Origin of the sequence: Dactylosporangium sp. NPDC051541, assembly GCF_044454505.1 — a bacterium.
Taxonomy (GTDB): domain Bacteria; phylum Actinomycetota; class Actinomycetes; order Mycobacteriales; family Micromonosporaceae; genus Dactylosporangium.
On the sequence record NZ_JBITDU010000015.1, the window covers coordinates 137,750 to 162,454 of the forward strand.

20 protein-coding genes are annotated in these 24,705 nt (G+C 70.4%); 10 read left to right on the plus strand and 10 right to left on the minus strand.

Annotated features, from left to right (window positions below; translation table 11 throughout):
* Position 1: 1 nt before the first annotated feature.
* Complete coding sequence (locus ACIA8L_RS44675) at positions 2–664, minus strand: LuxR C-terminal-related transcriptional regulator (RefSeq protein WP_395914515.1); 663 nt, start codon at positions 662–664, stop codon at positions 2–4.
* A 170-nt stretch (positions 665–834) separates the two neighbouring features.
* Positions 835–2,073 (minus strand): sensor histidine kinase, encoded by a 1,239-nt coding sequence (locus ACIA8L_RS44680; protein ID WP_395914517.1) that lies wholly within the window; start codon positions 2,071–2,073, stop codon positions 835–837.
* Positions 2,074–2,212: 139 nt separating this feature from the next.
* On the opposite strand from ACIA8L_RS44680, the gene ACIA8L_RS44685 reads away from it, so the two are divergent.
* A complete protein-coding gene (locus ACIA8L_RS44685) occupies positions 2,213–3,640 on the plus strand; it encodes an alpha/beta hydrolase family protein (RefSeq protein ID WP_395914519.1) in 1,428 nt (475 codons plus the stop codon).
* A gap of 794 nt (positions 3,641–4,434) precedes the next feature.
* On the opposite strand, the gene ACIA8L_RS44690 is transcribed toward ACIA8L_RS44685, so the two are convergent.
* Positions 4,435–5,016, minus strand: coding sequence for a TIGR03086 family metal-binding protein (locus ACIA8L_RS44690; RefSeq protein ID WP_395914521.1), 582 nt, complete (start codon positions 5,014–5,016; stop codon positions 4,435–4,437).
* A 178-nt stretch (positions 5,017–5,194) separates the two neighbouring features.
* Here ACIA8L_RS44690 and ilvA point away from each other — a divergent pair, with 178 nt between their 5' ends.
* Entirely contained in the window at positions 5,195–6,418 is a 1,224-nt protein-coding gene (gene ilvA, locus ACIA8L_RS44695) for a threonine ammonia-lyase (protein ID WP_395914523.1), read from the plus strand.
* A gap of 267 nt (positions 6,419–6,685) precedes the next feature.
* On the opposite strand, the gene greA is transcribed toward ilvA, so the two are convergent.
* Together greA and ACIA8L_RS44705 are read right to left on the minus strand one after the other, a co-directional pair.
* Positions 6,686–7,186 (minus strand): transcription elongation factor GreA, encoded by a 501-nt coding sequence (gene greA, locus ACIA8L_RS44700; RefSeq protein WP_395914525.1) that lies wholly within the window; start codon positions 7,184–7,186, stop codon positions 6,686–6,688.
* A gap of 90 nt (positions 7,187–7,276) precedes the next feature.
* Positions 7,277–7,699, minus strand: coding sequence for a DUF4307 domain-containing protein (locus ACIA8L_RS44705; protein ID WP_395914526.1), 423 nt, complete (start codon positions 7,697–7,699; stop codon positions 7,277–7,279).
* Positions 7,700–7,798: 99 nt separating this feature from the next.
* Here ACIA8L_RS44705 and mca point away from each other — a divergent pair, with 99 nt between their 5' ends.
* The 3 genes from mca (at position 7,799) to ACIA8L_RS44720 (ending at position 11,547) form a co-directional block, all read left to right on the plus strand.
* Positions 7,799–8,701 carry a mycothiol conjugate amidase Mca gene (gene mca, locus ACIA8L_RS44710; RefSeq protein ID WP_395914527.1) on the plus strand — a complete coding sequence of 301 codons (903 nt, stop codon included), beginning with the start codon at positions 7,799–7,801 and terminating at the stop codon, positions 8,699–8,701.
* Positions 8,702–8,705: 4 nt separating this feature from the next.
* Positions 8,706–8,927 carry a hypothetical protein gene (locus tag ACIA8L_RS44715; RefSeq protein WP_395914528.1) on the plus strand — a complete coding sequence of 74 codons (222 nt, stop codon included), beginning with the start codon at positions 8,706–8,708 and terminating at the stop codon, positions 8,925–8,927.
* 130 nt (positions 8,928–9,057) lie between these two features.
* On the plus strand, positions 9,058–11,547 hold the full coding sequence (locus ACIA8L_RS44720) for a putative bifunctional diguanylate cyclase/phosphodiesterase (RefSeq protein ID WP_395914529.1): 2,490 nt from the start codon (positions 9,058–9,060) through the stop codon (positions 11,545–11,547).
* Here ACIA8L_RS44720 and ACIA8L_RS44725 read toward each other — a convergent pair.
* Genes ACIA8L_RS44725 through ACIA8L_RS44735 form a run of 3 tightly spaced genes read right to left on the minus strand, consistent with a single transcriptional unit; the run spans position 11,524 to position 14,723 of the window.
* Positions 11,524–12,201: a hypothetical protein gene (locus ACIA8L_RS44725; protein ID WP_395914530.1), complete on the minus strand. Its 678-nt coding sequence runs from the start codon at positions 12,199–12,201 to the stop codon at positions 11,524–11,526. The two genes, ACIA8L_RS44720 and ACIA8L_RS44725, sit on opposite strands and share 24 nt — an antisense overlap.
* Positions 12,150–13,538: an amidase gene (locus tag ACIA8L_RS44730; RefSeq protein WP_395914531.1), complete on the minus strand. Its 1,389-nt coding sequence runs from the start codon at positions 13,536–13,538 to the stop codon at positions 12,150–12,152. Before ACIA8L_RS44730 ends, ACIA8L_RS44725 begins: the two co-directional genes overlap by 52 nt.
* A gap of 45 nt (positions 13,539–13,583) precedes the next feature.
* On the minus strand, positions 13,584–14,723 hold the full coding sequence (locus tag ACIA8L_RS44735; protein ID WP_395914533.1) for a cystathionine gamma-synthase: 1,140 nt from the start codon (positions 14,721–14,723) through the stop codon (positions 13,584–13,586).
* A 34-nt stretch (positions 14,724–14,757) separates the two neighbouring features.
* On the opposite strand from ACIA8L_RS44735, the gene ACIA8L_RS44740 reads away from it, so the two are divergent.
* From ACIA8L_RS44740 to ACIA8L_RS44760, 5 genes are all read left to right on the plus strand, one after another.
* Complete coding sequence (locus ACIA8L_RS44740) at positions 14,758–15,174, plus strand: HIT family protein (RefSeq protein WP_395914535.1); 417 nt, start codon at positions 14,758–14,760, stop codon at positions 15,172–15,174.
* A 73-nt stretch (positions 15,175–15,247) separates the two neighbouring features.
* Positions 15,248–15,913, plus strand: a complete 666-nt coding sequence (gene msrA, locus ACIA8L_RS44745; RefSeq protein WP_395914537.1) for a peptide-methionine (S)-S-oxide reductase MsrA — start codon at positions 15,248–15,250, stop codon at positions 15,911–15,913.
* 217 nt (positions 15,914–16,130) lie between these two features.
* Entirely contained in the window at positions 16,131–18,503 is a 2,373-nt protein-coding gene (locus tag ACIA8L_RS44750; RefSeq protein ID WP_395914539.1) for an IPT/TIG domain-containing protein, read from the plus strand.
* 795 nt (positions 18,504–19,298) lie between these two features.
* Positions 19,299–20,954: an aminotransferase class V-fold PLP-dependent enzyme gene (locus ACIA8L_RS44755; RefSeq protein ID WP_395914541.1), complete on the plus strand. Its 1,656-nt coding sequence runs from the start codon at positions 19,299–19,301 to the stop codon at positions 20,952–20,954.
* Positions 20,955–20,997: 43 nt separating this feature from the next.
* A complete protein-coding gene (locus ACIA8L_RS44760; RefSeq protein ID WP_395914543.1) occupies positions 20,998–21,927 on the plus strand; it encodes a S1C family serine protease in 930 nt (309 codons plus the stop codon).
* A 10-nt stretch (positions 21,928–21,937) separates the two neighbouring features.
* On the opposite strand, the gene ACIA8L_RS44765 is transcribed toward ACIA8L_RS44760, so the two are convergent.
* Positions 21,938–23,185 (minus strand): acetyl-CoA C-acetyltransferase, encoded by a 1,248-nt coding sequence (locus ACIA8L_RS44765; protein WP_395914545.1) that lies wholly within the window; start codon positions 23,183–23,185, stop codon positions 21,938–21,940.
* 577 nt (positions 23,186–23,762) lie between these two features.
* Positions 23,763–24,545, minus strand: coding sequence for an SGNH/GDSL hydrolase family protein (locus ACIA8L_RS44770; RefSeq protein ID WP_395914547.1), 783 nt, complete (start codon positions 24,543–24,545; stop codon positions 23,763–23,765).
* Positions 24,546–24,705 lie beyond the last annotated feature (160 nt).

Consider the following 24,705-nt stretch of genomic DNA (forward strand, 5'->3'; position numbering starts at 1 on the left):
CCTACTCCCCTGCGGGGTTGGCGGAAGTCCGATCGAGGTACGTCAACACCGCCGCCACCCGCCGATCCTGCTGATGCGACCCGGCCGGCAGCCCGAGCTTCGCGAACACCGTGTTGATCGAATTGCTGACCGATTTCTCAGTGATATTCAATTCCCCGGCGATGGCGCTGTTGGACCGCCCGAGCGCCATGAGCCGCAGCACGTCATGCTCACGCGGCGTCAGCCCGCCGAGCTCGTCGCGAACCTCGAACAGCTGCCCGACCACATTCGGATCGATAACGGTCCCCCCACCCGCCACCTGCCGCACCGCGTCGGCGAACTGCTGCACCTCCCCAACTCGATCCTTCAACAGGTACCCGACACCGCCCGCACGATCCGACAACAACTCCCGCGCATACAGCCGCTCCACATACTGCGACAACACCAACACCGGCAACCCAGGAACCACCTGCCGAGCCGCCACCGCCGCCCGCAACCCCTCATGCGTGAACGTAGGCGGCAGCCGAACATCGATAACCGAAACATCCGGCCGCACCGCAACAAGCTTCTTAGCCAGTCCCTCCCCCGATGCCAAGCTCTCAACAACCTCAAACCCAAACGCCGCAAGCATCCGACTCATCCCGTCCCGCAGCAGAGCCTGATCCTCAGCAATCAACACCCGCATGACAGCCCCACCGCCTCGACCACCCCGACGACCTTGACGACTTCGACGACCCCGAACGCGGCAAGCACACGACACTCCGCACAGCCTCAACCAACTCGACAACTTCGACAGCCTCACACGCGGCAAGCATCCGACTTACCCCGCCCCGCAGCAGGCCCGGCAGTCCGCGATCAGGACCCGCATGACAGCTCCATCGTGAGGACCGTCGGGCCGCCGGGCGGGCTCGAGACGGCCAGGGCCCCGTCGAACGCCGACAGCCGCCGCTGGATGCCCTGCAGCCCGGTGCCGAGCGATGGGTCGGCGCCCCCGTGCCCGTCGTCCGACACGTCGATCGTCAGCCGCTCGCCGCGGTCGACCACGCTGATGCCGATCCGCCGCGCACCGCTGTGCTTGATGGCGTTGACAAGCGACTCGGCGATCACGAAGTAGGCCGCGGACTCCACCGCCAGTTTCAGTCGTCGCTTCAGCCGCAGGTCCAGGTCCACCGGCACCCGGCTCGTCAGCCGAAGCGCCTCGACCGCCGCGCCCAGGCCGCGGTCGGCCAGCACCGGCGGGTGGATGCCGCGCACCAGGTGGCGCAGCTCGGTCAGCGCCGTCGCGGTGTCGGCCCGCGCCTCCGCCAGCAGCACCTTCGCGTTGTCCACGTTGGTGTCGATGATGTGCTCCGCCATTCCGAGGCTCATCGTGACCGAGATCAGCCGGGCCTGGGCGCCGTCGTGCAGGTCCCGCTCGATGCGCTGCAGCTCCGCCGCCGAGGCGTCGACGGCGCTGGTCCGGGTCGACGTGACCCACTCCAGCCGCGCCTCCAGGTTTTGCCGTCGCTGCTCCAGCAGGTTGACCGACAGAACCGCCTGCCATCGGACCAGAAGCCGCGCGACCCTGGGCAGCACCAGGGCCAGCCCGATGCCGACCGGCACGAGCACCCAGGTCAGCAGCCCGGAACGACCGGTGAGCTCGAACACCGCCGGATCGAACGAGGTCGGCTTCGGCAGCAACACGAGGAGCAGGGGAGCCGCGACGAACTGGATCGCGCAGAGCCACCCGGCCACGACCGCGACGAACGAGCTGAGGCCGAGCGGGAACTGGACGAGCAACCAGGCCATATCCCGCCAGGTCTGGGGTTCCTTCACGGTCATCCGCAGCCAGGCGAGACCGAATCCCGGCGGCGGATCTTTGTAGTAGTTCACGGTCCTCCAACGGCTCGTCCCGAACCGGCCATACTGCACCTGCGCCAGCCATCGCGCCGACAGGATTACACCGGCCAGCAGCAGCAGGCCCAGCCCGCCGGCGAGGCTCAGCGGCCCCGACAGCAGGAACAGCACCAGGAGCGGCGGCGCGGCCAGTCCCAGCGCGGCGCCGACCGCAAGCGATCGCACATCCTGGATGTGCGCCAAAACGCGACTTCTCATCGCATCGAAGGTAGGCGGCGGGGCGGCGGTCGACCAGGGTGCCTGCACCCCGGTCGAATTCAGGTGTCAGCACCCTGGGTCCAAACCCGCCGCCCCCTGCATGCTCGTCCCCAAATCCCGACCGAGATGGAGAGCGCGGATGCGACGAGCACTTGGCGTGGTGACGGGCCTGGCGGCCGGCCTCGCCGCGGCACTGGCCCCGATCAGTCCGGCGGATGCGGAAAACGGGGGTGGGGGCGGGATCGATGTCGCGTTCATCGGCGACGGCGGCGTGGAGCTGCACGGCACCGTGATCACCCCGCCGGGCGCACAGGGCCGCCACCCAGCGATGGTCATGTTGGAGGGCGCGGGTAACCGCGGCCGCGACTACCTGCGCACGGAGGCGGAGGCATACGCCCGCCGCGGCGTCGTCACGCTGATCTACGACAAACGCAAGACCGGATACTCACTGATCCACCGGGACTACTCGGTGCTCGCCGACGACGCCCTCGCGGGCCTGCGGCTCCTGCGCGACCGACCGGACGTAGACCCGGTGCGCCTGGGGATGTGGGCTCTATCCGAGGGTGCCTGGGTCGCGCCGATCGCCGCGAACCGCTCAAATGACGTCAAGTTCCTGATCACGGTGGGCGGCGTGGGCACCACCCCCGACGCTCAGACCGCGTGGGGCTACAACGAGTACCTCCGCCACGCCGGGGTCACGGCCGCGGCCTCGAGTGCGCTGCGCACGGACGTGCTGCCGGCTGCGATCGCGGCGGGCCTCTTCCCGGAGCACGACTTCGACGCGACGCCGGAGTGGCGCCGAGTGCGCCAACCGGTCCTGGCCGAATGGGGCGAACTCGACCGCGACAGCGTGCCCGCTCAGAGCCAGAAGATCATCGGGGAGGCGCTGACGGCGGGCGGGAATGGGCAGTACAAGACCCGAATCGTCCCCGGCCTGAACCACAACCTGCACGTCACCGCCGCAGAGGGCTTCGACCGCCAGCCCCAGGTGCCGGACGACTACGGCAGCGTCGAGACGACCTGGATCGAGACCGGCCAGATGACCGGCTCGAACGTCACTCCCGCGTCGAACTCGTCGGCGGAAACGATCGTCACGGCCCCGTGGTACCACCGGCCGTGGCCCCTGGTCGCCATGACGGTACTGCTCCTAGCCGGCTTCCTGGTGGCCCCCGTCCGCCGACGGACCTCGGTGAGGTACACCAGGAGCCGCTCTTCATCGAGGGCGGCGGCGAGCAGCCTGACCGCGACCGGACGCATCCGACCAGTGTGGCCGCTGCGGACCCTGGCCGTCACCGGGCCGGTGGTTGTTGCGGGCACGCTGCTCTACCTGATGTTCCTGCTCGCCACCGCCGGTAAGGTAATCGGCCCACTCCTGCTCGGCCGGCCGCTCCCCTGGCTGGCCCTGGAACTGCTCACCGTCGCCACCGCCGCGGCGGGCATCACCGCGGCCGTCTCATGGTGGCGCAACGGCCGGCCCGAGCGCAGCCGCGTACGCCTCGGCGTGGCCGTCGCCGCCGCCGTCCTGCTGGTGCCGTGGGTCGCGTCCTGGGGCCTACTGTCGCCGTGACCATCACCTCGGTGCAGCTTCCCGCAAAGCGCGAAGTCCGACGCGCGGAGCCCGACGCGCGAAGCCCGACGCCCGACGCGTGAGCACACGCACGAAGCGCGGAGCCCGACACGCGAAGTCCGACGCGCGGAGCCCGACGCGCGAAGCCCGACGCCCGACGCGTGAGCACACGCACGAAGCGCGAGGTCCGACGCGAGAAGTGCGACGCGCGAAACCCAATGCGTGGAATTTGGAGCGTGAAGGCGGTGCGGGAGGCGGAGAACGCCATGATGAACGACCAGGGCGGTACCGCGCCGCGTGGTGCTCCGGGTCCAGCCGCACGCCCCGCTGCGCGTACAGCTCGTTGAGGACCTAAGCGCGGCGGAGGTCGTGGCCAGAATGCTTACCGTTTGGTCATCGCCGCCGCGGTCGTTGTTGGTGTCGTCCTTGGTGTCCCGGGGCTGCCGAGGCTATGACCATCACTCTGGTGTGGGCCGGCGTGGGTGCGGCGTATGTGCCTTGGCATGAGCGTCGCGGCCTTGGGTTCTGTTGGTGCCGGGGGCGTGTCTGGGCTTGTTTGGCGTCGTGACCCGATCGCTTTGGCGCTGTCTGGCGGGTTGGCGAGCGTTCCGCCTCGGTTTGGACCGTGCCGTCTCGTCCTGGTGGTGCTACGGGTCGCTGGTGCTGTGGGCGCTGGTGCCGTAGTCGCGGTGCTGTGTGGGGGCGTTGGGGATGTGGCGGCTTGAGCTTTGCTCTGGTTGGTCCGGCTGGTCTGGGTGGTTGGGCTTGGGGAGCGAGTTGAGCCCCCTGGGTTGTCAGGCGGACGGGGTCCAGTGGGGGTTGCGGCCCAGGTAGCGGAGCAGGGTTTCGGTGGGGGTGTCGGTTGGGGTGGGTGGGAGTACTGCGGCGTAGGCGCCCCAGGCTCGTAGTGGTTCGACTAGTTCTTGGGCGACCTTGAGGAGGTCGGCGGAGAGGGCGTCGGTCAGCGGGGAAGGCTGGTTGGTTGCGCGGGCGATGTCCCAGGCGTGGACCGCGGCGTCCAAGGCGCATGCTCCGGCGGCCAGCCAAGGGGAGAGCTCGCCCTGCGGGAGCGGGGTTGGGACTGACTGGGCGTCGTGCGGGACGGTTGACCAGGCTGCCTCCGCCGTCTTTAGGGCCTCCTCCACGAAGCCGGCGGGGAGGTCGCCCGTCGGGGCGAACGGGTCGAAGGTTGGGCCGCCGGTTCCGGTGATCGCGGCGGCGTAGCCGAGTTGGTCGCCGGCTGCGTGCTGGAGGACCTGCGCGACGTTCCACTGGCTGCATGGGGTTGAGCGTGCTGAGTCCTTGGGTTGGAGGGGGGCGGTGACGGTGCGGAGGGCTCGGTGAGCTTCTTTCAGGACCTGCCAGGTCGATGTCATGGCTTCACTCTATCAGAACGGAATGCTCCATTCCAATAGAGTGTCTCAATTAAGGAGAGGAGGGGCGGCGGGGTCGCGGTCGTTGGGGTGGCTGTGTGTGGGCTTGACGGCTGGTCGCGTGGCGGTTCGCGGGTGTCCTGCTCGGTCCGGTGGGGTTGAGTGGTGGCACGATCAGGGCATGACCGTTGCATCGGATCTCGTCACCCTCGCCGAGATCGAAGCGGCCCGGGAACTGCTGGCCGGCGTGACCCGCCTGACGCCGGTCGAACCGTCCCGGCCCCTGACCGCCAAGCTCGGCGGGCCCACGTGGCTCAAGTGCGAAAACCTGCAGCGCGCGGGGTCGTTCAAAGTTCGCGGCGCCTACGTGCGGCTGTCCCGGCTCTCCGCTGATGAGCGCGGGCGCGGGGTGGTGGCCGCCTCGGCCGGCAACCACGCCCAAGGGGTCGCCCTAGCCGCCAGCCTGCTCGGGATCAGCAGCACCGTCTACATGCCGATCGGTGCGCCGCTGCCGAAGATCGCGGCGACCCGGGGCTACGGCGCGGCCGTGGAGTTTGCCGGGTCGACCGTCGACGAAGCCCTGGTCGCCGCGCAAGAGTTCGCGGAGCGTACCGGGGCCGTGCTCATCCACCCGTTCGACCACCCCGACGTGATCGCCGGGCAGGGGACCGTGGGGCTGGAGATCCTCGAGCAGGTGCCCGAGGTCAAGACCGTGATCACCGGGGCCGGGGGTGGTGGGCTGATCTCCGGGCTGGCCGTGGCGATCAAGACGCTGCGGCCGGACGTACGGGTCATCGGGGTCCAGGCGGCCGGGGCCGCCGCGTTTCCGAAGTCGCTGGCCCAAGGTAAGCCGGTGCGGCTGGAACGCTTCGGGACGATCGCCGACGGCATCGCGGTCGGGCGGCCCGGTGACATCACGTTCGCGCACGTGGCGAAGCTCGTCGACGAGGTCGTGACGGTGAGCGAGGAGGACATCTCCCGGGCGCTGCTCATGCTGCTGGAGCGCGGGAAGATGGTCGTCGAGCCGGCCGGGATCGTCGGCGTCGCGGCCCTGCTCGCCGGGGCGGTGCAGGTGGAGACGCCGGCGGTGGCGGTGCTCTCCGGCGGCAACATCGACCCGATGCTCATGGTGCGGGTGATCGAGCACGGGCTGGCCGCGGCCGGGCGATACCTGACGTTCACCGTGCGGTGCGGGGATCGGCCCGGGCACTTGGCGAAGCTGCTGTCGTACATCGCGGAGATGGGGGCCAACGTCGTCGACGTCGCCCATCGGCGTCAGGACCCGCGTCTCCAGTTGGGCGAGGTTGAGCTTGGTCTGTCTGTGGAGACGCGGGGTTCCGAGCACTCCGACCGGCTCGTGAACGCGCTGCGCTCAGCCGGTTATACGGTCACGTTCGGCGTGTGACGCTTCGGAATTTCAAGTGGCAACCGGGCACTCATTCGGGTGCCGGGCACCGTCGCAGGGGTGCAGGGGGCGCGGAGCCCCCTGCCCGGGGCGGGAGCGAAGCGGCCTCGGAATCCCCTGCTTCTGCTGTTGTTTCCGGCTTTTGCCCCTCCGGCGTCACCCGCCGAAAGGCTCGAGGGCGAGATCAGCCGCCGAAGGGCTCGAAGGGCGAGATGCCACCGAAGGGCTCGAAGGCGAGATCAGCGCCGAAGAGGCCCGAAGGAGAGATCAGCCGCCGAAGGGCTCGAAGGCGACGATCTTCACCTTGATCGCGGCGCCGCTCGGGGCCGTGTAGGTGACGGTGTCGCCGCGTTTCGCGCCGAGGATCGCCTTGCCCAGCGCGGACTCGGGGCTGTAGACGGTCAGGTCGGTCGTCGCGGCGATCTCCCGCGAGCCGAGGAGGAACTTCTCGGTGTCGTCCTCGTCGTCGTCGAACTGGATCGTGACGACCATGCCGGGCGCCACCGCGTCGGAGTTGGGCGCGTCACCGACGACCGCCTTGCGGAGGAACTCCTTGAGGTACAAGATCCGGCCCTCGGCCTTGCCCTGTTCCTCGCGGGCGGCGTGGTAGCCGCCGTTCTCGCGCAGGTCGCCCTCTTCACGGCGGGCGTTGATCTCGGCGGCGATCGCCGGGCGGTTGGCGATGTGCTCGTCAAGCTCGGCCTGCAACCGGTCATAGGCGTCCTGCGACAGCCAGGTGGTGGCCTGGTTGTCGTCGGTGGTCGACACTGAAGATCTCCTTACGGGCACGCCGGTCAAACCACCAAAGTACCAGTGACCCGCATCACCGCGGCCACTTCAATTTGGGGGCGCGTTTGTCTATTTGTGCACGGGCCCGCAGGCCGGGACCTCGACAGTGACCGGACGGTCACTCGTTGCGAGCCGATATGTGACGTACGCCTCGGCCCCGTCCGGCACGTCGACCTGAGCCAGCCCGACCTCCTCGCCCGCGGCCGAGCGGGCCCGGACGCTGCAGGTCGCCCGCTGGTCGGCGGCCTTGCGCACCACGAAGTCGACGGTGATCCCGTCGTCGGTGACGTTGTAGAAGCGCTGGACCTGCGGCTCGTAGTCCTGCGGACCGTACTGCGTGTAGAGCTGCCAGGCGATCGCCAGCCCGGCCACGGCCACGACGGCGGCGAGGACAATCGTCAGAACGCGGCGGCGCGGCTGCGGCTCCCGGCGGCGCCCGTAGCGCCCCGGCGGGTATTTGTTTGTGGCGTGCGTCTCGTTCGCAGCGGTCACGGGAGTGCGTCCTCGTCGTTTTTTGTCAGAGGTACCGACCACAATAGGGTCGTTACGTTCCGCCGCTTCGCGGTGGGTCTCTCTGGAGGGGAAAAGCTCGTGACCGAGCAGTTGCGGTTGATGGCGGTGCACGCCCATCCTGACGACGAGTCGAGCAAGGGTGCGGCCGCCATGGCGATGTACTCGGCCGAGGGGGTCGACGTCCTGGTCGTGACCTGCACCGGGGGTGAGCGCGGCAGCGTGCTCAACCCGAAGCTCGACCGGCCGGAGGTCTGGGAGAACATCGCCGAGATCCGCCGGGCCGAGATGGACCGGGCCCGCGAGATCCTCGGCGTCCGCCAGGCCTGGCTGGGCTTCGTCGACTCCGGCCTGCCCGAGGGCGACCCGCTGCCGCCGCTGCCCGAGGGCTGCTTCGGCCTCATGGACCCCGAGGTCGCCGCCGAGCCGCTGGTCAAGCTCATCCGCGAGTTCAAGCCGCACGTCATCACGACCTATGACGAGAACGGCGGCTACCCGCACCCCGACCACGTCATGACGCACAAGATCAGCATGGTCGCCTTCGACGCCGCCGCCGACCCGGAGCGCTATCCGGAGGCCGGCGCGCCCTGGCAGCCGCTGAAGCTGTACTACAACATGGGCTGGTCGATGAAGCGGATGACCATGTTCCACGAGGCCATGCTGGAGCTGACCGGCGAGTCGCCGTATACCGAGTGGCTCAAGGAGATGCAGGAGCGCCGCGAGGCCCGGGCCGGGCAGGACGACGGCCAGGAGTGGCCCGACCCGGACAAGCGCGTCACCACCAAGGTGCCGTGCGGCGACTTCTTCGAGGCCCGCGACGACGCGCTGCGCGCGCACGCGACGCAGGTCGATCCGGACGGGTTCTGGTTCGGGGTGCCGCTCGACCTGCAGCAGAAGCTCTGGCCCACCGAGGACTTCGAGCTGGTCAAATCCTTCGTCGACACCACCACGCCGGAAGATGATCTCTTCGCGGGCGTAAGGTAGGCGTATGAGCGCGTTGGACGTTCTGGCCGAGAACAACTTCGGCGACACCCGCTCCGGGGGCCTGGCCGGCCCCATGGGGCTGCTCATCATCGTGCTCCTGGGCATCGCGACGGTGTTCCTGATCCGCAACATGACCATGCGGATCCGCCGCCTGCCGGCCGAGTTCCCCGACCCCGACGCCCCCAAGGATGTCGCCAACAAGGACGGCGCTCCTCCGTCTGAGTAGTCGGACACGTTGATCTGAGTTAGAAACGCATCGCTGGCCACTGTTGTCCCAATCCCGTGTGGCTTAGCCTTCACGAGGTGCGCGTTCGATTTCGCCATGCGCGCACCCCTGGGGGCAGGGAAGGGGGCACGTGGTGATCGCCTTGGCGCGTGCCCACCGCGAGCTGCCGTCCCGGCTGGTCGTCCTCATGGTCACGGTCGCCGGCCTGATCGTCACGGCCGCGCTCATGGCCGCTTCGAGCCTGCCCGAGGGTACCGTCGCGGCCGCATTGAATCGGTTCAGTATCGACGGACTGCCCGCGGTGCCGACGGCCGTGCTCACCGGCGCCGCCGTCGCGATGGTCTCCCAGCTGGCCCGGCTGCGGGTCCGCGCCGGTGGCGGCCTGGCCCGGCTGGCCTGGGGCGAAGCCGCGGTCGTGGTGCTGCTGGCCTTCCTGCCACCGGAGATGGTCCCGCCGATCGCGCTCATCGGCTTCGCCGCCGCCCACGCCGCCCTGCACGTGTTCGACGCCCGCGCCAGCCGCGCCCGCCCGGTCCGCGAGAGCATCTACGGTGTCGCCGCGCTGACCGCCGGCGCCGGCCTGGCCACCCTGGTCATGATCCTCATCTGGGGCAACGGCGCTGACCGGACCGGGCTGCCGCCGCGCTTCATCGTGGCGCTGTGCGTCGCCGCGGCCGTCTACTTCGTGGCCACGTTCGCCCTGGTCGTCCTGCGCATCGTGGCCGCCGGCGGCGACCTGCGGGCCAGCGTCACCACGATGGTCACCAGCTCCCCGCTGATGCTCGTCGGCAACGTCACCGTCGGCCTGGTCGTCGTGTGGGCCTGCGCCACCAGCGGCTTCCTGCTCCTGCTGCTGCCGCCGGTGCTCTGGCTGATGCACCAGTTCTACGCCAACCGCATCGGCGAGGACGACGAGCGCCGCACCTGGGCCGAGTTCGCCGACGTGGCCCGCGACCTCAACCGCCTGGACGAGCGCGACGCCGCCCGGGCCGGCATCACCGGCGCGGTCCGCCTGTTCCACGTCCCGGCCGCGCGGATCGTGCTGGCCGGCGGGCGTACCCACGGGGACCTGCCGCCGGGGCCCTACAGCAGCCGCACGTTGACCGTCGGCACGGTGGCGGTCGGCGAGCTGCACCTGGCCGGACCGGAGCCGCAGCGCCCCCGCGACCGCCTGATGCTGGCCACGTTCGGCGACGCCCTGGCCGCCGCGCTGCACGACGCCATCACCCATGGCGAGCTGCGCGCGATGAGCGAGCGCACCACCTACGACGCCGTCCGCGACCCGCTGACCGGCCTGTTCAACCGGGCCGCACTGCTGGCCCGGGGCAACGTCCAGCTGGCGGCCCGCCCCCAGAGCGACCCGGTGGCCCTGCTCCTGCTCGACGTCAACGACTTCAAAGAGGTCAACAACGCGCTCGGCCACACCGCCGGCGACGAGGTCCTGAAGGTCATCGCCCGCCGCGTCCAGGCGGCCGGCGCGCCCGGCGACGTCCACGCCCGCCTCGGCGGCGACGAGTTCGCCGTCCTCATCACCGACCTGGGCGCCGGCGCCGACGACCTGGCCCTGGCCGCCGCCGTCGAGCGGGCCCGCCGCCTCGGCGCGCAGATCGCCGCCCCGATGGAGATCGACGGGGTGGCGCTGTCGAAGGAGACCTCGATCGGCGTCGTGGTCGCCGCCGCCGGCTCGGCCGACCTGACCGAGCTCCTTCGCCGCGCCGACATCGCCATGTATCAGGCGAAGGACGGCGGCCAGCCGGTCGCCTGGTACGACCCGGCCCGCGACGACGCCAGCACCGACCGCCTGGCCCTGCTGGCCGAGCTCCGCGAGGCCCTCAACGCCACGACGGCCGGCGACGAGCAGCTGACCCTGGACCTGCAGCCGGCGATCGCCCTGACCGGCGCCGCCCCCGTCACCAGCGTCGAGGCCCTGGTCCGCTGGCGCCACCCGCGCCGCGGCCGCCTCCTGCCGGCCCAGTTCCTGCCCGCCGTCGAGGCGAGCGAGCTGATCGCCCCGCTGACCCACTGGGTGCTGGAGCGGGCCATCTTCCTGGCCTCAGGCTGGCGCCGGGCCGGTCTGGCGGTGCCGGTGTCGGTCAACATCTCGGCCCGCAGCCTGGCCGAACGCCAGCTCCCCGAGACCATCAAGGACCTCCTGACCCGCCACCGCTTCCCGGCCGAGCTCCTGGTTCTCGAAATCACCGAGACGGTGATGCTGTCCAACTCCGGTGTCATCGACGACGTCCTGTCGCGGATCCGCCGCCTGGGTGTGCAGCTGGCGGTGGACGACTTCGGCACGGGCTATTCGGCGTTCACGGTCCTGACGAGGCTCCCGGTCCAAGAGGTCAAAATCGACCGCGAGTTCGTGGCGCAGATGCTCGACTCCCCGAAGGCCGCCGCGATCGTCCAGACAACGGTCGACCTGGCGAGGCGGATCGGCCTGCGCGTGGTCGCCGAGGGTGTGGAAAACCCGGACCAGCGAACCCGCCTGGCCGAACTGGGCTGCACCGCCGCCCAGGGCTACCTGTTCTACCCGCCGCTCTCCCCGGACGGCCTGCAGTCCGTCCTGCGCGAGCGCCGCCAGGTCCAGCGCCGCCACCTACGAGCCGAAGGCACCGGCTAGCTCGCGGGCCCGCAGCCGGGCCACCCGCCCGTACTGCGCGCTCGTGACCCGCCCGACGAACACCATCGTCAGCGCGGCGGCCAGCACGAACAGCACGGCCGCCGGCAGCCCCAGCACCAGTTCCCGCCCGAAGAGGTGCGCGGCGAGGGCGTCGTCGACCGGCTGCCCGGCCCAGGCCTGCGCACGCACTTCGCCGATCTCGCCGGCCGTGGACCGCCCGGCCGACCAGGCCAGCAGCCGCGTGACAACGGCCGCCAGCACGGTGCTCCACAGCAGCCACGTCAGGACCCGCATCCGCCGCCGGACCTCGGGCGCCCGGCCGACGCTGTCCACGACCCGCCGCGACCGCACCCCGAACCCCAGCAGGTTGCCGCGGGCCCGCCGGGACCAGCCGCCCCAGGCCACCGCGAAGCCGAGGACAAACCCGAAGAGCACAAGCGCCGCCACCACGCGCAAGGCCGAAGCGAGACCGGTTGTCGCCGGACCCGGATGGTGTACTGCCCGCAGGTCCACAATCGGCAGGAACGCGGCGGCGAGATTCGTCAATGCCGCGGCCGCGACGCACACCATGGCCGCGGTCGCCCACGCCGAGATCCCCCGGATCACGAGCGCGCGGCCGCCATCCGGGGCCAGCCCGGCGCGTGCCGCCGCCACGGCGCGGCCTGCTCCACCTGCCCGGCCAGGGCGAGCAGCAGCAGCTCGGAGCCGGGCGGCCCGACCAGCTGCACCGCGGCCGGCAGCCCGTCGGCGCGCACCCCGACCGGGATCACCAGGGCGGGGAAGCCGGCGATGTTCCACGGCGCCGCATAGGGCGCATACCTGGTGTTGGCCGTCATGTTCGCCGACCAGGAGCGGGCCGACCAGCGGTCCGCGGGCAGCGGGGCGGAGGCCAGGGCCGGGGTGACGAGCACGTCATAGCCGCCGTCGCTGAACCAGTGCCGGCAGCGTTCCCGCCAGGCGGCCCGGTCGGCGTCGCGGACGAGGCCCCGGCGCAGGGCCTTCTCGCCGAGGGCGATGTGGCGGCGGCTGCGCGGCTGGAGGGCGGCCCGGTCCAGGTCGGCGGCGTCGGCGGCGGCCGCGGCGAACCAGGTGGCGAGGCCCCGGGCGGCCAGCGCGGGTGGATACACCGGGTCGGCTCGGACGGCGCCGTGGCCTTGGGCGAGGACGAGCCGTACAAAATCCGAGACGCCCTTTTTCGCGCCGGCATCCGGGAACACGCCGGTGACGGGGCTGCGCAGCGACACGGCGACCCGCAGCCCGCTCGGCTCCGTCAGCGCGTTGGGGGTGCGGCCGGAGAGCACGGCGTAGCCCAGGTGTGCGTCGGCGACGGTGGTGGCCAGGATGCCGTTCTCGGCCAGCCCGTACCAGTCGTTGGAGCCGAGGCCGGCCGGCACCGCGCCCCGGCCCGGCTTCAGGCCCACGATGCCGCAGCAGGCGGCCGGGATGCGGATCGAGCCGAGCCCGTCGTTGCCGTGCGCGATCGGCACCAGCCCGGCCGCGACCGCCGCCGCCGAGCCGCCGGAGGAGCCGCCGGGCGTGCGGTCGGTCCGCCACGGGTTGCGGGTGATGGTCTCCGCGTCGTCGGTCGTGCCCCAGAGGCCGAGCTCCGGCATCCGGGTCACGCCGACCACGACCGCGCCGGCCCCGCGCAGCCGCCGGACCACCTCGTGGTCGCGGTCGGCCACCGGACGGCGCGCGGCGGCCGAGCCGTTCCACGTCGGCAGCCCGGTGACCGCGACGTTCTCCTTCACCGCGACCGGCACCCCGGCGAGCGCCAGGTTGGCCAGGTCCGGCTGGTCGTCGACGATCTCCGCCTCGGCGATCGCGGCCCCGCCGCGCACCTCCCGGAATGCGCCGACGATCCGGTCATAGGCTCGGATCGAGTCGAGGTGGTCGGCCACGACGGCGGTCGCCGAGGTGTCGCCGCGGCGCACCGCGCGGGCGATCTCCCTGGCCGTCGCGCCGACCCAGGCGGTGGAGCGGTGCAGCATCGGTTGACACCTTTCCGGACCCGACGACGGTGCGGTCTTAGTGTGTCAACGAGCGAGGGCTTGCTCCAGATCGGCCAGAAGATCGTCGATCGTCTCGATTCCGACAGACAACCGGACGAGATCGCCCGGGACCTCCAGCGGCGAGCCGGCCGCGCTCGCGTGGGTCATCCGTCCGGGGTGCTCGATCAGCGACTCGACGCCGCCGAGGGACTCCCCCAGCACGAACAGCTTGGCCCGGTCGCAGATGGCGACCGCGTGCTCCTCGCTCTGCGCGCGGAAGCTGACCATCCCACCGAAGCGACGCATCTGCTTGGCCGCCGTCTCGTGCCCGGGGTGGTCGGGCAAGCCCGGGTACAACACCTGGGTTATCGCCTTGTTCCTGGACAGGAACTCGACGACCTTCTCGGCGTTGTCGCAGTGGCGGTCCATCCGCACGCCGAGCGTCTTGATCCCGCGCAGCGTGAGCCAGGCGTCGAACGGCCCGTTGATCGCGCCCATCGCGTTCTGGTGGAAGGCGAGCTCGCCCAGGAGCGCCTCGTCGGTGCCGATGAGCGCGCCGCCCACGACGTCGGAGTGCCCGCCGAGGTACTTCGTCGTCGAGTGCACCACGATGTCCGCGCCCAGATGCAGGGGCTGCTGCAGGTATGGCGAGGCGAACGTGTTGTCGACCACCAGCAGCGCGCCGCGGTCGTGGGCGGCCTGGGCCAGGGCGGCGATGTCGGCGATGCCGAGCAGCGGGTTGGTCGGCGTCTCCACCCACACGATCCGGGTCTTGTCGGTCATCGCGGCCCGGACCGAGTCGACGCTGTGGATCGACGCGGCCGTCCAGTTGAGGCCCCAGCGCTCGGCGACCTTTGAGAACAGCCGGAACGTGCCGCCGTAGGCGTCGTCGGGAATGATCACGTGGTCGCCGGGCTTGCAGACCGTGCGCAGCAGCGTGTCCTCGGCGGCGAGGCCGGAGGCGAACGTCAGGGCCCGGCGGCCGCCCTCGAGCGCGGCCAGGCACTCCTGCAGCGAGTCGCGCGTCGGGTTGGTGGTGCGGCTGTATTCGTACCCCAGCCGCGGGCTTCCGACGGCGTCCTGGGCATAGGTGCTGGTCTGGAAGATCGGCAGCACGACCGCGCCGGTGACCGGGTCCGGCTCCTGGCCGGCGTGGATCGCGAGAGTATCGAAGCCGTGGGTCATTTCAACGACCCTAGTCTTGGATAGTCTGGCCATCGTGTCGGACTGCCTGTTCTGCTCGATCGCGTCGGGCGCCGCGCCCGGGTTCCTGGTGGCCTCCACGGATTTCGCGGCCGCCTTCCTCGACATCCGCCCCGTGTTCAAGGGCCATGTGCTCGTTGTTCCGCGCACGCACGTGGTGACGTTGGTTGATCTGCCCGAGTCGGACATAGCGCTTTATTTCGGGTTTGTGCAGAAGCTGGCGGCGGCCGTGGAGATCGGACTGTCGGCGGGCGGCACGTTCATCGCCATCAACAACCGGGTCTCACAGAGCGTCGCTCACCTGCATACCCATGTGGTACCGCGAACGAAGGGCGACGGGCTCAAGGGCTTCTTCTGGCCGCGCACGAAATACGCGTCCGACGAGGAAGCGTTGTCCTACGCGGAGAAGGTTGCCGCCGTAATGAGCTCATAAGGCTTCCAGCCGGGTTTTTCCCGGATCGCGCGGCAAACTTGAGCCCAGAAGCATCAAGTTTAAGGAGCGGATCGTGTTCCTGCGGTACACCAAGCAGCTTGACCTGCCGACCGCCGAGTCGGCCACCCCCGGGCGCGACACCGAGATGCCCGTAGCCGCGAAGCACACCGTCCTCGGCACCCCGCTGCGCGGCCCCTGGCCCACCGGCCTCGAGGTCGCCTACTTCGGCATGGGCTGCTTCTGGGGCGCGGAGCGCATCTTCTGGCCGATCCCCGGCGTCTACTCGACCGCCGTGGGCTACCAGGGCGGCTTCACGAAGAACCCGACGTACGAGGAGACGTGCTCCGGCCACACCGGCCACACCGAGGCCGTCCAGGTCGTCTACGACCCGGCCCGCGTGTCATACGAGACACTGCTGAAGGCGTTCTGGGAGAACCACGACCCGACCCAGGGCATGCGCCAGGGCAATGACGTCGGCACGCAGTACCGCTCGGCGATCTACACCACAACCTCGGCCCAGGCCACCGTGGCCGAGTCCTCCCGCGAGGCGTTCGCCCCGGTGGTCCGCAAGGCCGGCCAAGGCGACATCACCACCGAGATCAAGCCCGCCGGCCCGTTCTACTACGCCGAGGACTACCACCAGCAGTACCTCTCGGACTCCAAGAACCCGGGCGGCTACTGCAACCACGGCCCCAACGGCATGACCTGCCCCATCGGCGTGGGCACACTGCCCGCCTGACGCCGGCCGGCTCCACGAGGGCGTCCCGCACGGGGCGCCCTTTTCGCGGGCTTACCAGGCAATACGAGCCGATCTCGCGGATTGCCAGTTTTGAGAACCTTTCAGGTACTCCGCTGCTACTTTGAGTGACGTCCCGGATGCTGAGCGCTACCTCTCCAGGGATCTGCGCCCCACCGAGCACTCCCACACCGTGGCAAGCAACGGAGGAGACACTCAAGTGCAAGTCAGAAAACGACTCGGCCGCGCGGCCGTGGTCCTGGGCGTGGTAGCGGCCGGTCTGGTCGCGACATCGGCCCCGAGCTTTGCGGCCACCGACCCGATCACGACGGTCACTCCGGCGCACGGTCCCAGTGGCGGCGGCAACGTCATCTCGCTCACGCCGACCACGTCGAGCAAGTTCAGCGGCGCCACCGGTCCGGTCGCGCAGTTCTCGGCGACGGCGTGTGCCGACCCGTATGACGCCCCGGTGCCCATCGCCTCGTCGGCCGGCACCGTCACCGCGGGTATCGTGCAGGCCACGACGGTCGCCGTCAGCGGCAACAACCTGAACGTCACAGTCCCGTCGTCGCTCAACCTGCCGCCCGACGTCACCGCACCGGTCGGGTTCTACGTCTGCGTCTACGACGGTTCCACGGTCGGCACGACGGCGCTGCTGGCCAGCACGGCCACCGCCGCCTACACGGTGAACCCGATGCTCGTCGCCAGCCCCAGCAGCGGCGCCAGCGGCGGTAGCTACAACGTCGACCTGATCACGGCGAACGCGGCCTTCACCCCGTACTCGTCGAGCTACACGGTGCAGTTCCAGGCCAAGACCACGGCCGGGTCCGTCTGCGCCGCGACGCCGCCGAGCGCCTCCGCCCCGAGTGCGTCGAACGCGTCCACCATCACCGGCGGCGTGATCCAGGTCCCGGTGGCCAATGTGCAGGTGCCGTCGTCGCGGACCATGAAGGTCAACATGCCGGCGACGATGATCCAGCCGTATCTGACGACGCTGCCGACGGTGATGAGCACGGACTTCAACGTCTGCGTGTACGCCAGCAACGCGCTGGTGGCCGAGACGCTGACATCCGGTGCGTTCAACCTGAGCGGCAACGTGGCGCTGAGCGCGGCCACGGGCTCGAGCGCCGGCGGCAACTCGATCACGCTGACCGCGTACGCCCCGATCTTCACCAGCGGCCAGACGTTCGTGCAGTTCCAGAGCACGACGACGGCCCCGGGCCAGTGTGACCAGTTCCCGCAGTCCAGCGGCGCGGTCACGCCGAACGTGTCGGCGATCCGGTTCATCTCGACCTCGAAGATCGCGGTCACGGTGCCGGCGATCGCCGCGAACTCCTACAAGGTGTGCGTCTACGACTCGAGCAACGCGAGCTCCGGCAACCACCTCGTGGCCCAGGGCTACAGCACGTACGTCTCCGGCAACATCCCGGCGATCGTGTCGGTCCTGCCGGCCACCGGCCCGGCGCAGGGCGGCTCCACCATCGTGGTGACCGGCACCAACCTGCCCAGCTCGCTCGGCACGATGACCGCCGCGATCGGCGGCACCCCGATGTCCATCACGGCCCAGACCTCGAGCAGCTTCACGGCGGTCACGCCGCCGCACGCTCCGGGCACCGGCTTCGACATCACGATCACGCTGACGAACGGCACCACCTACACGGGCAAGAGCCTGTTCACGTTCACCAACGGCATCACGGTGACGCCGAACACGGCCCCGAACTCGAAGGCGACCGGCACCGACCTGGACATCCAGGGCGTGGGCTTCCAGGACCTGTCCTTCGCCGCCCCGGGCGTCTACGACCAGCTGAGCACCAAGGCGCACGTGTACCTGGTCAAGGGCACGTACGACCCGAAGGGCTCGGGCACCACGAAGACCGTCGGCCCGACCGCCGAGTGCGCGGACGTGCTCGTCGTCTCCGACACCAACCTCATCTGCACGCTGTACACGATGGGCAACGGCCCGCTGGCGGCCACCACCGCCCGCAGCGTCCAGGGCTGCACCGGCTCGAACGCCGGCACCACGCTGACACCGGGCGGCGCCTGCACGTTCAGCGCGACCGACGTCGGCCTGACGGTGCTGGGCACCGGCATCCCGGCGGCCACGACGATCACCGCGGTCAACGCCGGCACCGGCGTCGCGACGATCAGCAAGGCGATGACGGCACCGGTCACCGGCACCACGGTGGTCAACGTGTACTCGGGCACCGCGGTGAAGGCGCTGACCGACGCGGCCGGCGCCAACAACACCAAGGCGCTGTCCACCACCACGGCGATGTTCGCCGCGACGGACGTCGGCAAGGCCGTCTCCGGCGCGAACATCCCGGCCGGCACGGTCATCACCGCGTTCACCGACACGAAGAACGTCACGCTGTCGAACAACCTCAGCGGCGCGCAGACGGCCTCGGGCAGCCTGGCCCAGCCGATCTACGTGTACGGCACCGGCGCGATCCCGAACGGTACCTACACGGTCACCGTGGTGAGCAGCGGCGCGGTCAACGCGAACGTCGTCTCGGCCACCAACCCGAACGCGGCGAACTACATGCAGTCGATCCTGTCGAGCGGCTCCACGTTCACCGTGGCGGACTACAACTGAACGGCGTAGTCACCGCTTGACCTGAATACACGAACGGCCCGGAGTCGCGGGACTCCGGGCCGTTCGCTGTGCGGGTGAGCATGTGGTGCCCAACAGCGTTGGTATTGGCAGGCGAGGGCACATTCGCGATATATGCGGGGGAACCACGAGTAGTGCCCTCGCCTGCCGGGTGGACCCGCTCGATCCCTGGGGAGGACGCCTGGCCGGAGGCGTTCGGAGCCGGCGGAGGCATGCCGGCAACCGTGTCCGAGCGGGTCTTTGTGTAGCGGAGACTGCATTGCACTGGCGGGGCGCGCTGGAGTCTCCGCTTGGTTCAACGATCAGGTCAGAGGAAGGTTCCTCGGTTTCCACCGGCCCGATGCCAGCCGCCGCGCTTCTCACTCGGGCGGCCGAGGTCGATGCGCCAGTCGGGCATGGTGCGCAAGCTGTACAAGTCGTGACGGGCGGTCCAGGCCTCGTTCCACGGACGGCGGGACGCCTCGGCGGCGTTCTCCGCGAGCCGGCGTGGCGCACAGGGCCACTCGCGCCCGCACCAGAGGCACTGCCCCTCGCCGTCGGACTCGCTGTGCCGACCCAGGATCTGCGCGGCGTCCCGCCACAGCAGACGGTCTACGACGTCTGTTGGCTCGGACTGGTCAACACTGACCAACTTCCCTACCCCCAGTCTCATGAGGTTCCTGAGCACCTCCGGACGAAACGTTAAACAATCGGGCCGGATGGCGGAGCGGACAACGAGTGCGACTCTCTTCCGACCACACGAAAGGGGACGGCGTGGCGCAGCGGATAATGGCCGTCATGGAGAGCCCCCTCTTGCAGCGGATCCGCGCCGCCGTCATCGGAGACGACCAGGTGATGTGGGGGCCCTTCGGAGCCCGCCGCGTGACCTACGCGGACTACACTGCCTCGGGCCGGGCGCTGGACTTCATCGAGCGGTTCATCCGCGACGAGGTGCTCCCGCGATACGCCAACACGCACACGGAGTCGTCCGGCACCGGGCTGCAGACGACCCGCCTGCGCGAGGACGCCCGCCAGATCGTCAACGAGGCCGTCGGCGGCAACGACGAGACCGTCGTGATCTTCACCGGCTCCGGCTCGACCGCGGCGATCGACAAGATGGTCCACATCCTCGGCCTGCGGGTGCCGGCCGGCCTGGACGACCGCTACGACCTCACCGCGCACATCCCGCCGGCGGATCGCCCGGTCGTGTTCATCGGCCCCTTCGAGCATCACTCCAACGAGTTGCCGTGGCGCGAGTCCATCGCGGACGTCGTCGTCATCCCCGAGGATCACAACGGCCACATCGACCTGGACCGGCTGCGCGCGGAGCTCACGCGGCACGCCGACCGGCCGCTGAAGATCGGATCGTTCTCGGCGGCCTCCAACGTGACCGGGATCGTCAGCGACACGCACGCGGTCTCGGCGCTGCTGCACGAGCACGGCGCGCTGTCGTTCTGGGACTTCGCCGCCGCCGCGCCCTACGTCGACATCGAGATGCACGACAAGGATGCCGTCTTCATCTCACCGCACAAGTTCGTCGGCGGCCCCGGCACCCCCGGAGTCCTGGTCGTCCGCCGGGAACTGCTGACCAATCGCGTCCCGACCGTGCCCGGCGGCGGGACGGTGGACTACGTCAACCCCACCGACCACCACTACATCGCCGACCCGGCCCACCGGGAGGAGGGCGGCACCCCGGCCATCGTCGAGTCGATCCGCGCCGGCCTGGTGTTCCAGCTCAAGCGGGCGGTCGGCACCGACACCATCCGGGCCTTGGAGGCGCGGTTCCTGCGCGAGGCCATCGCGTCGTGGCGGACCAACCCCAACATCGAGATCCTGGGCAACCTGGACGCGTCCCGGCTGTCGATCGTGTCCTTCGTCATCAAGAAGCCCGGCGGCCGGTACCTCCACCACAACTTCGTCGTCAGCCTGCTGAACGATCTGTTCGGCATCCAGTCGCGGGGCGGCTGCTCCTGCGCGGGCCCCTACGGCCACCGCCTCCTGGGCATCGACATCGAGCGCTCGCACCGCTTCGAGCAGGAGATCATCGCGGGCTGCGAGGGCATCAAGCCGGGCTGGGTGCGGGTCAGCTTCAACTACTTCATCTCCGAGACGGTCTTCCAGTACATCGTCGATGCCATGCACTTCGTGGCCACGCACGGGTGGGCGTTTCTGCCGCAGTACCGCTTCGACCCCTACACCGGGCTGTGGAAGCATCGCGACGGGGTGGTGGAGCCGCCGCTGCGCCTGTCCGAGCTGCAGTACTCCGCTGATGGTGAGCTGACCTGGCCGGCTCGGCACGAGCGCGCCCCCGAATCCGACTTGTCCGGATATTTGCGATATGCGCGGTCGCTGGTCGAGGCGCTGCCCGTCGCCGAGGAGCCGGACGGTGTGGTGTCGGCCAACTTCGAGGCGCTGCGCTGGTTCGACCTGCCGGCGAAATCGCTGTTGGCGTAATCGCGGGCGGCATGGGTACCGCCGCCGCATTGTTCTTCTGGGCATGGACCCAGACATCGATGCGCTCGACGCGTACAGCCGGGTCGTCTCCACCGTGGCGGCCACCCTCCTGCCGAGCGTGGCCAGCCTGACCGTGCGCAGCCGCCGCGGCGAGGGGGCCGGCTCCGCCGTCGTCTACACCCCCGACGGCTTCACCCTGACCTCCGCCCACGTCGTCACCGGCGCCGACGGCGGCGTCGCCGAGTTCACCAACGGCATCGAGACCCGCTTCGACGTCGTCGGCGCCGACCCGCTCTCCGACCTCGCCGTGCTTCGGATCCGAGAGCCGGGGGTACCGCCGGCGACCCTTGGCAACGCCGACGACCTGCGCATCGGCCAGCTCGTCGTGGCCGTCGGCAACCCGCTCGGCCTGGCCGGCTCGGTCACCGCGGGCGTCGTCTCCGCCCTCGGCCGCTCCCTGCCCGTCCGCGATGGCCGCCACCTGCGCCTGGTCGACGACGTCATCCAGACCGACGCCGCCCTCAACCCCGGCAACTCGGGCGGCGCGCTGTCCGACTCGGCCTCGCGGGTCGTCGGCATCAACACGGCGGTCGCGGGCATCGGCCTGGGCCTGGCCGTGCCCATCAACAACACGACCCGCGTGATCATGTCGGAGCTGATGTCCACGGGCCGCGTCCGCCGCGCCTGGCTCGGCGTCGCCGGGGCCACGGTGCCCCTCCCCCAGCCCGTCGCCGAACGACTCGGCCAGACCAAGGCGCTGCGGCTGGCCGAGGTGGTGCCCGGGAGCCCGGCCGGCGAGGCCGGGCTCTACGTGGGCGACGTGGTGCTCAGTGCCGGCGGCAACCCGATCACCGGTGTGCAGGACGTGCTCAAGCTCATGCTCGGACCCGCGATCGGCACGCGCCTGCCCATCACCGTGCTGCGCAAGGGGGCGCTGGTCGACGTGGTGGCAGTACCGTCGCCGCTTGATTGATCTTTTGGTTTCAGGACAGCCGCTCCAGGACCATCGCCATGCCCTGGCCGCCGCCGACGCACATCGTCTCCAGGCCGATCGACTTGTCGTGCCAGTCCAGCGAGTTGAGCAGGGTGCCGGTGATGCGGGCGCCGGTCATGCCGAAGGGGTGGCCCACCGCGATCGCGCCGCCGTTGACGTTCAGCTTGTCCAGCGGGATGCCCAGCTGGCGGTACGACGGGATGACCTGGGCCGCGAACGCCTCGTTGATCTCGACCAGGTCGACGTCGTCGATCGTCATGCCGGCCCGCTTGAGCGCGCTGCGCGAAGCCTCGACCGGGCCGATGCCCATGATCTCGGGCGAGATCGCGGTCACGCCCGTCGACACGATCCGGGCCAGGGGCGTGATGCCGAGCTCGCGGGCCTTGACGTCGCTCATGACGATGACCGCGGCGGCGCCGTCGTTGAGCGGGCAGCAGTTGCCGGCGGTGACCCGGCCGTCGGGGCGGAACACCGGCTTCAGCCCGGCCACACCCTCCAGCGTCACGCCGGGCCGCGGGCCGTCATCAGTCGACACGACCGTGCCGTCGGGCGTCGTCACCGGCGTGATCTCACGGGCCCAGAAGCCGTTCCGGATGGCCTGCTCGGCGAGGTTCTGCGACCGCACGCCGAACTCGTCCATGTCCTCGCGGGTCACACCCTCGAGCTCGGCCAGATTCTCGGCGGTCTGCCCCATCGCGACGTAGATGTCCGGGAGCTGGCCGTCCTCGCGCGGATCGTGCCAGGCGTCGCCGCCACCCTCGGCCCGCTTCGTGGTGCGCGCATACGCATCCGCGAACGCCGGGTTCTGCCACGGACCGCCGACGGCTGCCTGCGCATCAGGCGGAAGAGCATCAGCATTGCCCCGGGTGTACCGCGAGACGCACTCGACCCCCGCGGAGATGAACACGTCACCCTCGCCGGCCTTGATCGCGTGGAACGCCATCCGGGTCGTCTGCAGTGACGAGGCGCAGTAGCGGGTGGTCGTGGCCCCGGGGAGATGGTCGAACCCGAGCAGCGTGCTCACCACGCGGGCCATGTTGAACCCCTGCTCGCCGCCGGGAAGACCGCACCCCAGATACAGATCCTCGATCGCGCGCGGATCGAGCTGCGGCACCTTGTCAAGGGCAGCACGGACGATGGTTGCAGCAAGATCGTCGGGGCGAAGGTCCCGCAGCGATCCCTTGACGGCCCGGCCGATCGGGGACCGGGCGGTGGCAACGATGACAGCTTCCGGCATACCTCCAGATGCTACTCGGAGGTAACCCCCCACCACCCAGGCCCGCCAAGCCAAAATTGTCACACCGAGTGCAAAAACCCGCCCTCCAGACCACCGCCCGCACTTCGCGCCGCCCGCCCACCAGCTCCATCCCGACCTCGCGCCGCCCCCTCCGTGCGGCCCCCGTCCGCATCCGTGCCGCCCGCGCCGTGCCCGCCCGCGCCGTTTGTGCCGTGCCCGCCCGCGCCGATCGTGCCGTCCGCGTCCGTGCCGTCTGACGCGCTGCCCGCCGCGTTGCGTGAGGCGGCGGTCTTCGACGCGAGCGGGCGGGCGTCACGGGGCGACCGGCGGAGCGGCTAGCTGTAGCGGCAGCGGGGCGACCGGCGGCGCGGCTAGCGACAGCGGGGCGAGCAACGGCGCGGCTAGCGACGGCCCGGACGGCACCGCGGGCGAGCGACGGCCCGGACGTCACCGCGGAACCGTGTGACACGCGACGGGGCGGCTGTGCTGCTACGGGCGGGTGGTGCCGCGACCGGGGGCGGGGCGGGGTGGGGTTGGGGAGGTGGGGGCGGTAGGAGGGAGTGGGGTGGGGAGCTGGTTAGGCGGTTCGGCGGAGGGCGGCGGCTTCTTCCACGGCGGGTAGTAGGGCGTGGGCCCAGACTCGGTAGCCGTCGGCTGAGGGGTGGAAGCCGTCGTGGCAGAGGGTGCCGGCGTCGGCTCGGAAGACTGCGCCTGTGCGGGCGGCCAGGTCCACCACTACCGCGCCTTCGGAGCCGGCGGCGGCGGCCTGTAGGCGGGCTACTCGGCGGCTGCGGAGGCCCAGGAGTTGGCGTAGGGGTGGGGCGAAGGCTCGTAGTGCGCCGAAATCGGGGCAGGTGCCTACCACTACGGGGATTTGGGCGTCCCTCAGGCGGCGGCAGGCGGCGGACAGGTGGTCGGCGGCCTCGCTGACGGCGGTCAAGTGGGTCACGTCGTTGGTGCCGACCAGCACCAGAGCTACGTCCGGTGCCGGGCCGACCAAGGCTCGAGCCACCTGGGTGGCCAGGTCGGAGGAGCGGGAGCCGGCTACCGCGACGCTGGACAGCTCCACCCGGCGGCCGGCTGAGCCCTCGGCCAGGAGGGCGGCCAGCTGGCCGCCTACCGTGTCGGCGACCCGGTCGACGCCCACGCCCAGTGCGGTCGCGTCGCCCAGGAGGACCAGGCGCATCGGGGGTTTGCCGGTGCCGCCGATCGAGGAGCGCATCGCCAGGCGCATGTCGGGCTTTGCGTAGTTGCGTGTGCGGGCCGCGACGGCCTGGGCCGTGAGGACGGCGGCTCCGCCGACCGCACCGGCTGCCACCGTGAAACCCGCCAGCTTGGCCAGGCGCTTCACCACACCCACGCCGTCACCTCCACACCGAGCAACTCCATCGAATCACGTCCTAGGCGGTACGAACAAGGGGCAAATCCGGACGAATGAACCCCGTCACAACGGCCGGCGAACACTTGGATACGCTCGGCACCGGCGCGGTCGCTTGACGTCGCAGGGGTGCAGGGGGCGT

Coding starts and splice junctions, on each gene's coding strand:
- ACIA8L_RS44685 (WP_395914519.1), top strand. CDS start 2,213: ATGCGACGAGCACTTGGCGTGGTGACGGGCCTGGCGGCCGGCCTCGCC.
- ACIA8L_RS44675 (WP_395914515.1), bottom strand. CDS start 664: ATGCGGGTGTTGATTGCTGAGGATCAGGCTCTGCTGCGGGACGGGATG.
- ACIA8L_RS44760 (WP_395914543.1), top strand. CDS start 20,998: ATGGACCCAGACATCGATGCGCTCGACGCGTACAGCCGGGTCGTCTCC.
- ACIA8L_RS44680 (WP_395914517.1), bottom strand. CDS start 2,073: ATGAGAAGTCGCGTTTTGGCGCACATCCAGGATGTGCGATCGCTTGCG.
- ACIA8L_RS44715 (WP_395914528.1), top strand. CDS start 8,706: ATGAGCGCGTTGGACGTTCTGGCCGAGAACAACTTCGGCGACACCCGC.
- ACIA8L_RS44735 (WP_395914533.1), bottom strand. CDS start 14,723: ATGACCCACGGCTTCGATACTCTCGCGATCCACGCCGGCCAGGAGCCG.
- ACIA8L_RS44690 (WP_395914521.1), bottom strand. CDS start 5,016: ATGACATCGACCTGGCAGGTCCTGAAAGAAGCTCACCGAGCCCTCCGC.
- ACIA8L_RS44730 (WP_395914531.1), bottom strand. CDS start 13,538: ATGCTGCACCGCTCCACCGCCTGGGTCGGCGCGACGGCCAGGGAGATC.
- ACIA8L_RS44765 (WP_395914545.1), bottom strand. CDS start 23,185: ATGCCGGAAGCTGTCATCGTTGCCACCGCCCGGTCCCCGATCGGCCGG.
- ilvA (WP_395914523.1), top strand. CDS start 5,195: ATGACCGTTGCATCGGATCTCGTCACCCTCGCCGAGATCGAAGCGGCC.
- ACIA8L_RS44755 (WP_395914541.1), top strand. CDS start 19,299: ATGGAGAGCCCCCTCTTGCAGCGGATCCGCGCCGCCGTCATCGGAGAC.